This window comes from Pedobacter sp. HMWF019, from assembly GCF_003061025.1.
Lineage (GTDB): Bacteria > Bacteroidota > Bacteroidia > Sphingobacteriales > Sphingobacteriaceae > Pedobacter.
Genome location: NZ_QAIL01000380.1, coordinates 1 through 9,503 on the forward strand (window position 1 = coordinate 1; position 9,503 = coordinate 9,503).

Consider the following 9,503-nt stretch of genomic DNA (forward strand, 5'->3'; position numbering starts at 1 on the left):
TATCTAACCAGCATATCTGCAACCTTAGTTAAGTCGAAAAACTGTAATGATGTAACTACAGTGTTTAGAAATTTTAGATTATTTAAAGATATTAAATAATTGATTTCCTTCAGCAGTAATTATCAAAGTTGTTTTCTAAATTGGGATATGATTATCTAATAAAAGGATATACATTGTCAATCAAATATTTGAATACCCAACATGACAAATAAAACAGTTGACAGAAGAAGTTTTATAAAGAATGTAAGCTTGCTCACGGCAGGACTTGCAGCTTTACAATTCCCTGTATGGGCCCAAAGCATATTTTCCGTTGGATATCCTGCACACAATATTCCTGAAAATAAATCTATAGATCCATCATGGCAGCGTTCACTTTTTAACAGAGGAAAAGCCACTACCTATTTAAAAAGCAAGAATGAACTTAGGTATATAGGAATGCCTGTTGGTGGGCTGCATGCAGGAACGGTGTATGTAGGTGGAGATGGCAGGCTCTGGCTTTGGCAAATTTACAATGAGAGTTTTGAAGGAGTGCATGAAGGAATAGACCCTAAATTGGTCAATTGGGATGATGGAACTTCTTTGCGTAAAATTCGTCCAAGAGATGGATCTGCCTATGTGGAACCAGCTATAGCCAATAACAGACGTGTATTGGAACAGGGCTTTGCAGTTAAAATAGACTATGAAGGAAAAACCTTAATTAAGGAATTAAATGAAGATTATTGGGATGAAGTGAGTTTTGAAGGATCATACCCAGTTGCCACCATTAAATATGTCAGCAAGGACTTCCCTTTAGAGATAAAACTTAGCGTTTATTCTCCATTTATTCCATTGGATGCGGAAAAATCAGCTTTACCCGCCACTATACTTAGGGTAGAAGCTGTTAATACAAGTAAAAAACCAATAGATATCTCTCTGTTGGGCTGGATGGAAAATGGTGTAAACAAATTGACGGGTAAAGAGAACATGGGGCAGAGAAAGAATACACTGCTGCAAGCTGAGGATTCAACAGGTATCTTTTTCTCTTCTGATAGCAGTAATAAAGAAGTACAGGAAGCTAATGATAGTGGTTCGATGTGTTTTATGCTGCATCATAATATAGGAAAAGCCCAGGTTTCATTTAATCCATGGCCAATCAGCGACAAACACTTTAACACGTCTGAAACCAGCTCTGTTTCAGAATATTTTTCTGAAAAGTTGATTGGGGCAATTGGGACTGGTACCACATTAGCTTCTGGACAAAGATTTAGCGCAGATTATTCGGTGAGCTGGTATTTTAACAACCCTAATCCAAAGCTTAAAAAATTAGTTAAAGATGCAGAGCGTGGTTTCCATTACGGTGTAAGATTTAAAGATGCCAAAGAAGTTTCTACTTTTATAAATGCCAATTTTAAGGAACTTTCTGCTGAAACTGAACTTTGGGCAAATACCTGGAAAGATTCTACACTGCCACATTGGTTTCTGGAACGCACCTTTGTAAATATAGGCACATTGGCTACAGCTAATACTTATCGTTTTGCAGACGGCCGTTTTTGGAGCTGGGAGGGTGTAGGTGCATGCGCAGGAACCTGTACTCATGTGTGGCAGTATGCACAAGCCGTTGCCAGGATTTTTCCGGAACTGGAAAAAGACTTACGTGAACGGGTTGATCTTGGCATTGGCTTTATAGAGGAAAGTGGCGCAATTCTTTTTCGGGGAGAAAATGAAACCCGTCCGGCGATTGATGGCCAGGCTGGTACGATACTCAGATTCTACAGAGAGCATCAAATGAGCAAAGACAATCACTTTTTGAATGCCAACTGGCCAAAAATTAAAAAGGCCGTCCGGTTTATGCTGGATCAGGATAAAAATGGAGATGGAATGACGGATACACCAATGGAGAATACCCTGGACGCAGTATGGGAGGGAGAGATTGCCTGGATTGTTGGTTTGTGTATTGCTGCTGCAAAGGCGGCCCAGTTGATGGCCGAGGAAATGAAAGACTCTTCATTTGCAAAGGTTTGTGAAACCTATGTAACCAATGGTCGTAAGAATATGGAAAAGGAGCTTTTTAACGGAGAATATTTCATTCACCGTCCAGATGCCGTTCAAGGCCGCCAAAAACTGGGTTCTTACAATACCTGTCATATCGATCAGGTATATGGACAGAGTTGGGCGTTCCAGGTAGGCTTGCCTAGGATTTTGGATAAGGAAAAGACAGTTGCCGCCCTGACGGCTCTACGGAGATATAATTTCACCATGGATGTTGGGCCATACATCAAAACCCATACGGGAGGACGTCCTTATGCACTGGCTGGTGAAGGTGGAATGGTCATGAATACAAACCCACATAATGAAGCTAAGCCCTTCGGAGAAAATGTAAGCTGGCAGCTGGGCTATTTCCATGAATGTATGAGTGGCTTTGAACACCAGGTAGCGGCACATTTTATGGCTGAGGGAATGCCTGATGAAGGTTTGATTTTAACCCGTGCTATTCATGATAGGCATCATGCAGCAAAACGAAATCCTTTTAATGAAATTGAGTGCAGTGATCATTATGCGAGAGCCATGGCCAGTTATGGCACATTTATTACAGCTTGCGGTTTTGAATACCATGGGCCAAAAGGATATATTGGTTTTGCACCTAAATGGAGTAAAGAAAACTTTAAAGCAGCATTTACAACCGCGGCAGGATGGGGTACGTACAGCCAAAGGAAAACAGGTCTTAAGCAAGTCCATGGTTTTGAATTGAAGTATGGCCAACTGCAGTTAAATAAGATCTCGTTAGAGAAATAGGACGGAAGAAAAGTTATTTCCGTATTGGCAGTATTGGGCGGCAAGCAAATTCCTCTAAAGTTTATGCAGGAAAGTAATGCTTTGGAGATCCTTTTAAAAGACAAAATCAATATAGGAAAAAATCAAACTTTGATAATTACTATTTCTTAAATTAAATGATAAACCTACAACACCTCATGAACAAATTAAGATTCATCCTATTTATCTTACTATCGATATCTGCAGCTGTACACGCACAGGATAAAGAGATTGCCTTGCAATCTCCTGGCGGAAACATTCAAGTCTCTATAGCGCTTTCAGACAAGATTTATTATTCTGTAGCCATCAATAAGGAAAGCCTGATGCAGAAGAATTATCTGAGCTTACAGCTAAATGACGGCACCCTTGGACAAAACCCTAAGCTCCTGAACATCAAAAAAGGCAAAGGGACCCAAGTACTAAAACCCGATGTACCTTTAAAGTTCTCTGCGGTCAATAATTCTTATAATTCCCTGGTGCTGAATTTTAAGGGCGATTATTCTGTAGAATTTCGTGCCTTTGATGACGGTCTTGCTTATCGGTTTTTAACTCAAATAAAGGGACAAATCGATGTTGTAAATGAAGATTTTGCAGTGAATTTCCCCGAAGATTATTTACTCCATGTGCAGCAACCGGGTGGTTTTAAAACCGCCTATGAAGAAGCTTATAGTCAGGTGAATTCAAAGGATTGGAAAGCCACAAACAAGATGTCGAATTTACCCATGCTGATAGACACCAGGAAAGCTTATAGGATATTGGTCAGTGAATCGGATCTTTCTGACTATCCGGGAATGTTCCTTAAAGGCACAGGAAATAACGGTGTGCTTTCTGCCTTTCCAAAAGTACCTCTGGAGTTTGGTGAAGACGGAGACCGTAGTCAAAAAATCCTGAAGGAAGCTGGTTATATTGCCAGAACAACGGGCACCCGGAGTTTTCCGTGGAGATATTTTGTCATTACCTCTAGCGACAAGCAATTGATAGAGAATACAATGACGCTTAAACTAGCTTCTGCATCTCAGATTAAAGATCCGCGCTGGATTAAGCCCGGACAAGCGAGTTGGGAGTGGTGGAATGATGCGGCTCCATATGGCCCGGACGTGAATTTTGTATCGGGTTATAACCTGGAGACCTATAAATATTATATAGATTTTGCAGCCAAATTCGGATTGAAATACATCATCATGGACGAAGGTTGGGCTAAAAGTACAACAGATCCTTTTACCCCGAATCCTAAAGTTGATGTTCATGAACTGATCCGTTACGGAAAAGAAAAGGGTGTAGGAATTGTATTGTGGTTAACCTGGCTCACCGTTCATAACCATATGGATGTATTTAAGACTTTCCAGGAGTGGGGAATCAAAGGGGTGAAAATCGATTTTATGGACAGGAGCGACCAATGGATGGTGAACTATTACGAAAGTGTAGCTAAAGAGGCGGCAAAACACCAATTACTGGTCGATTTTCATGGTGCTTTTAAGCCTTCAGGTTTAGAATATAAATATCCAAATGTGATCTCTTATGAAGGGGTTAGGGGCATGGAGCAGATGGGTGGTACGCTTCCTGACAACAGTTTGTATTTGCCTTTTATGCGGAATGCGGTTGGCCCAATGGATTATACACCTGGTGCCATGCTGAGTATGCAACCAGAAGTATATAAAGCGGAAAGACCTAATGCAGCAAGTATTGGAACCCGCGCTTATCAAATGGCTCTGTTTGTTGTTTTTGAAAGCGGGCTACAAATGCTTGCGGATAACCCGACATTATATTACAGAAATCTGGATTGTACGGAGTTTATTACGCAGGTACCTACCACCTGGGACGAAACTAAAGCTTTGGAAGCAGAGGCCGGTGTTGTTGCTGTAGTTGCCAAACGTAAGGGGCAAACCTGGTTCATTGGCGGTATAACTAATGGCAAAATGAAGGAACGGAATGTGGAGTTGAACTTTGACTTTCTGGAGAAGGGCAAAACTTATACAATGACTTATTTTGAAGATGGCATCAATGCGGACCGTCAGGCCATGGATTACAGAAAAAAAACAATACAGGTTAAATCTGGAGATCGTTTTCTGGTGAAAATGGCTAGAAATGGCGGGTTTGCTGGTGTAATCAAATAGAGAATGTAACTCCAGCGATATATGAAAATAGATTTTATGGCCTCTCTGGACCTTACAGGCCCTGAGGTTCGCCCATTAAAATCTATTTTCCTGGGTGCAGACTGGATTAGTTGACAACAAATTTGTAAGAAAAGCTCCTTGTTACGGAGCTTTTCTTGCTAAAGATCTTTTTCCTACCGGGATTGGGAGGTTATAGTCTTTGGGATTCATTTTCTAATCCGGATTCTCGCCTTTCTTGTGTTTTGATTTTGTTATTGCCGAAACGATAGCTGAAGTTTAACCGGACTTGACGAGTTTCTCCAACGTAGGTGGTATGAAGCAATAGGTTATTAAGTTCGGTGTCTGTATTGTATCTGTTTCCTCTAAAAATATCCGAAACACCCAGGCTAAGGGTGGCTTTGTTTTGCATCAGGTTCTTTTTTAAGCCGAGGTCTACTTGTGAGTTGCTTTTTACATTGGTGTTTAAGCTACTGATTCTTTTAGAGTTCCATATGCTTGCGGCTTCGGCGATGATACCTCCTGGCAGGTTGAAGTTTTGCTGGATGTTCAGGGTACCGGATAAACTGCTACGGCTGTAATTTCCGTATTCAGGTGTGCCTACTTTATTTTCTAAACGGTATGCAATACCGGTTAGGGTCATATTCCACCACTTTGTAAGGTTAACTTGCTGGGTCAGGGTGAGGTTCAGGTTGTTTTGAAACCCGATATTTCTAGGTATCATGTTAATGAGATTATCCTGAAAAACTTCTGTTATGGTATTGCTAATATCACTTGTATGCGTGTAACTGGCGGATACGGCAGTTTTTTGATAACTATACTGTAGTGCCAAAGTGTTTGCGTACTGGGGTTTTAAAAATGGATTGCCTTTCCAGTACGACAATTCGTCTACGGGGTAGGAAAATGGGTTAAGGTTGTTGTAGGCCGGACGGTCAATACGTCGGGCGAAACTTAAGTTGTAAGTACCGGATTGTGTGGTTTTATAGGTAATCGAGGCAGTTGGAAAGAGGTTAAGGTAATTTCTAACTACCGATGTTGGTGGGATCATACTGCCTTCACGGGGTTGGAGATCTCCCTTAGAATGGGTATTTTCTAATCTTAGACCTATATCTACGTTAAGTTTATCTGTTAGGGGTGTTTCATACTTCAGGTATCCTGCACTTACTTGTTCTTTATAATTGAAGGTATTGGATAAGTTGATGTCGATCACATTTACACTTCCGTTCATATCGTATTGGTCAAATACATTGTTTGCGGCTACGCTCGAAAACTTTGTACCTGTAGACATTCTTCCTTTTCCAATTGGAAAACCATAATCGGCTTTAAGGGCGTATAATTTAATGTCTCTGCTGTTGGATACCAGGAAATTATTAGAGGATTCAAATGTACCATCGGATGAATAGAATGTATTCGTGCTCAAATTTTTTGTGGCTGCATCAAAGATTCCGTAGTCTGCATCTATATCCAGGCTGGTCTGGTTGCTGCCTTTGTAACGATAGTTTAGGTTACCATTGTATCGGTGTGCCTTCTGTTCGGGATAATCACTTTTGCTTCTGAGGATTTGTAAAAGGCTGCCCGTTGCCTGGTCGTAAATATTGGTGACCGGGAGGATCAAGCCGCCACCACCTGAAAGATTAGTATTCATCACTATACCTAGCGTTTTGGTGGTATCTATTGCGTAATCTGCACCTAGGGTTGATCCTATGTTGTGTTTTTTATCTATATCGTGGTTGGAGTTCAGATAGATCTTCCCATTGGTTGTTCTGTCATTATCGTAGTCCATTGCATAATATCCGAAGCTGTGATTGTAACTGCCAAACATATTCAGTTTTCCTTTGCGGAAATTCAAATTCATGTTGGTGTTCTGCTTTAAGGTTTTGCCATAGGCGATGCCATTATTGATACTGCCATTAAAGCCCTCGGCCATTGATTTTTTAAGTACAAGGTTAACAATGCCACCCGTTCCGGCAGCGTCATATTCTGCTGAAGGGTTTTTAATAACCTCGACGGATTTTAAGTCGGAGGCTGACATTGATTTCAGCAACTGGGCAAGTTCTTCTGCCTGCAGGTAAGTTTGCCGGCCATTGATCATCACCAAAGCACCACTGGCTCCGTTCAGGGTTATGGTATTGTCTTGGTTGACGATGATGCCCGGTATTTTCTTAAGTGATTCTAATGCATTGGTTCCTTGTGCGGTGATACTTTGCTCGATGTTATAAATCATTTTTCTGCCTTCGATCTTGATCAGTGGCTTATTGGCGGAACTTTGAATAACGACTTCCTTTAAGCTACGGCCACTGAATTCAATTTTGATGATGCCTAAATCTGTATTGCCTGACAATTTTAGCAGCTCAGTCTGGTAGCTGAGTGCGCCTAAATAGGTCATGGAAAGGATATAGGTTGTGGGTGGAACTGTAAAATGGAAGGTGCCATCGGGATTGCTCAGTGTTTGCTTAACAACCTGACCGCTGTTGGTATCTTTTAAAAACAATGTTGCTCCGTCTATTGGCTCATTTTTTGTGTTTTTGACTGTGCCTTTTATAATGATATCGGCTTTATTTTGTGCGAATGTGGTTGAAATAATGCTAGTTAACAAAGAGAGTACTAGATACGTTTGGCGTAGGGCAGGGTTGATCATGAAATGAGCGCTGGCTGGATTAATTGGTTAGGTTTTCTTGTAATTATACGGTTAGCGAACATATAACTTATTTTTCAGTTATACAACTTAAAAATAAGTTATTGAATAGCGCTTTATAAAAGAAAGTTCTTTTTTGAAAAAGATTTCATGGCCTCTCTGAACCTTATAGACCCTGAGGCTCGTCTATTATAAAATCTAATTTTCCAGGTGCATACCGGGTTGGGTGAAATAGCGGAGCCTTATTTATTCGGTTATTTGTAATGTATAATGCTTGAAACAACAGTCTAAATTTATTGTTTTTCCATTCCGCATCTTTACCTCGATTGTTGTAAGTAATGATTTTGTAAGCCTCAGTTGTTCCGTCATTTACAAATTCAAATTTTAATGGGGCTTCCTTAATGTAGAAGTTATTTACTGCTTCCGAATATAACTGAACTTTGGGTAATCTGTCATTTGGATTTAATGCCTCAACAAATAGCTTACCACCTTCCTCAGTGATTTGCAATTGGTGGCTTATATAATGAAGATGGGCAGAATGATAGGTTTCATATTTAAATTGTTTTCATTTTTCAAGAATCATTGTAACTCCCTGACCCCGGGCTGCACATATTGAGATAAGGCCTTTCGCTGAGCCTGATTTATCATGTAAAAGTTTAGTTAGGGTTGCGATAATCCTTCCTCCTGTGGCGGCAAAGGGGTGGCCGGCAGCCAGACTACTTCCATTCACATTGATTTTATCGGGATCTATTGAACCCAGAGGTTCAAGTCCAAAACTGTTGCTTAATTCGGTACTTTCCCAGATCTTGAGGGTTGTTAAAACCTGCGCTGCAAATGCTTCATGAATCTCATAGTAATCAAAGTCCTGAAGTTTCATGTTTGCTTTTTTTAGCATCCTGGCTGCTGCAAATACTGGGGCCAAAAGTAGATTGTGTGTATTTTCTACATATTCGATTGCCGCAGTTTCCATGTAACTGACATAAGCGAGTATGGGTAAGTTATGCTCTTTTGCCCACTCTTCACCGGCAATAAGAATCGATGAGGCTCCATCTGTGAGGGGCGTAGAGTTCCCTGCAGTAAGTGTGCCGGGCGAAATGCCACTTTCTTCGGCAAACACAGGTTTGAGTTTGGCCAGCTTTTCTAGACTTGTATCAATTCTTAAGTTATTGTCCTTTTTTAAGTCTAGAAAGGGGGTGATCATGTCATCGAAAAAACCTCGCTCATATGCACTTGCAAGATTGCGATGGCTCTTTAAGGTGAAAAGATCTTGTGCTTCCCTAGATATTTCATAGTATTTAGCGGTAAGCTCTGTATGTCCGCCCATTGTTAACCCGGTTCTTGGCTCAGTCATCTCCGGAACACTTGGTATTAAATCTTTTGGACGTAGCTTGAAAAATGTTTTAGCTTTTGCCCAGCCACCTCTTGCTCTTCTTGCGTCGAGCAAGATCTTGTTCAACCTTTCGCTGGCTACAATAGGCACGACACTTGTAGAATCTACTCCACAAGCAATACCTACATTAATTTGACCAAGTGCTATTTTGTTGGCAATGTAAATGGCGGCCTCAATACCAGTAATACATGCTTGTTGTAAATCTACCCCAGGTGTACCGGAATCTAATTTTGTTTCCATTACACTTTCTCTAACCAGATTTCCTTCGCTGCTGTGCTTGATCACTGCACCGCCTGCCACCTCACCCAGTAACTTTCCCTCCAGGCTGTATTTTGCTATCAATCCATTTAGAGTTGCGACCAGCATATCTTGATTACTTGCATGGGTATATGCTGTATTCGATCTGGCAAATGGAATTCTGTTGTAACCTATAATGGCTACCCGCTTTGCGTTTTCTAATGGTCTCATCTATTTTCTAATTTTTAAATGGCCTGTATAAATTTAACTAATAAATGTTGGACCAGATAATTCTTTTATTGAATAATATATTTTTGGGTGCAGACTGAGAAGGTGGTTC

The 9,503-nt window shown here is 40.7% G+C and carries 5 protein-coding genes; 2 read left to right on the forward strand and 3 right to left on the reverse strand.

Annotated elements, in window-relative coordinates:
* The first annotated feature begins 201 nt into the window (after positions 1–201).
* Both DBR11_RS20810 and DBR11_RS20815 read left to right on the forward strand, forming a co-directional pair.
* Positions 202–2,772 carry a GH116 family glycosyl hydrolase gene (locus tag DBR11_RS20810; RefSeq protein ID WP_108554542.1) on the forward strand — a complete coding sequence of 857 codons (2,571 nt, stop codon included), beginning with the start codon at positions 202–204 and terminating at the stop codon, positions 2,770–2,772.
* Positions 2,773–2,948: 176 nt separating this feature from the next.
* Positions 2,949–4,904 (forward strand): glycoside hydrolase family 97 protein, encoded by a 1,956-nt coding sequence (locus tag DBR11_RS20815; protein ID WP_108554546.1) that lies wholly within the window; start codon positions 2,949–2,951, stop codon positions 4,902–4,904.
* 190 nt (positions 4,905–5,094) lie between these two features.
* Here DBR11_RS20815 and DBR11_RS20820 read toward each other — a convergent pair whose 3' ends face one another.
* The 3 genes from DBR11_RS20820 to DBR11_RS20830 all read right to left on the reverse strand — a co-directional run bounded on the left by DBR11_RS20820 (position 5,095) and on the right by DBR11_RS20830 (position 9,394).
* Complete coding sequence (locus tag DBR11_RS20820) at positions 5,095–7,497, reverse strand: TonB-dependent receptor (RefSeq protein ID WP_158275346.1); 2,403 nt, start codon at positions 7,495–7,497, stop codon at positions 5,095–5,097.
* Positions 7,498–7,702: 205 nt separating this feature from the next.
* Entirely contained in the window at positions 7,703–8,044 is a 342-nt protein-coding gene (locus DBR11_RS20825; RefSeq protein ID WP_108554544.1) for a hypothetical protein, read from the reverse strand.
* A gap of 57 nt (positions 8,045–8,101) precedes the next feature.
* A complete protein-coding gene (locus DBR11_RS20830; protein ID WP_108554545.1) occupies positions 8,102–9,394 on the reverse strand; it encodes an acetyl-CoA C-acetyltransferase in 1,293 nt (430 codons plus the stop codon).
* Between the last annotated feature and the right edge of the window lie 109 nt (positions 9,395–9,503).

What these genes read in the sequence shown, in the direction of transcription:
- DBR11_RS20810 (WP_108554542.1), top strand. Translation starts at nt 202, where the DNA reads ATGACAAATAAAACAGTTGACAGAAGAAGTTTTATAAAGAATGTAAGC.
- DBR11_RS20815 (WP_108554546.1), top strand. Translation starts at nt 2,949, where the DNA reads ATGAACAAATTAAGATTCATCCTATTTATCTTACTATCGATATCTGCA.
- DBR11_RS20830 (WP_108554545.1), bottom strand. Translation starts at nt 9,394, where the DNA reads ATGAGACCATTAGAAAACGCAAAGCGGGTAGCCATTATAGGTTACAAC.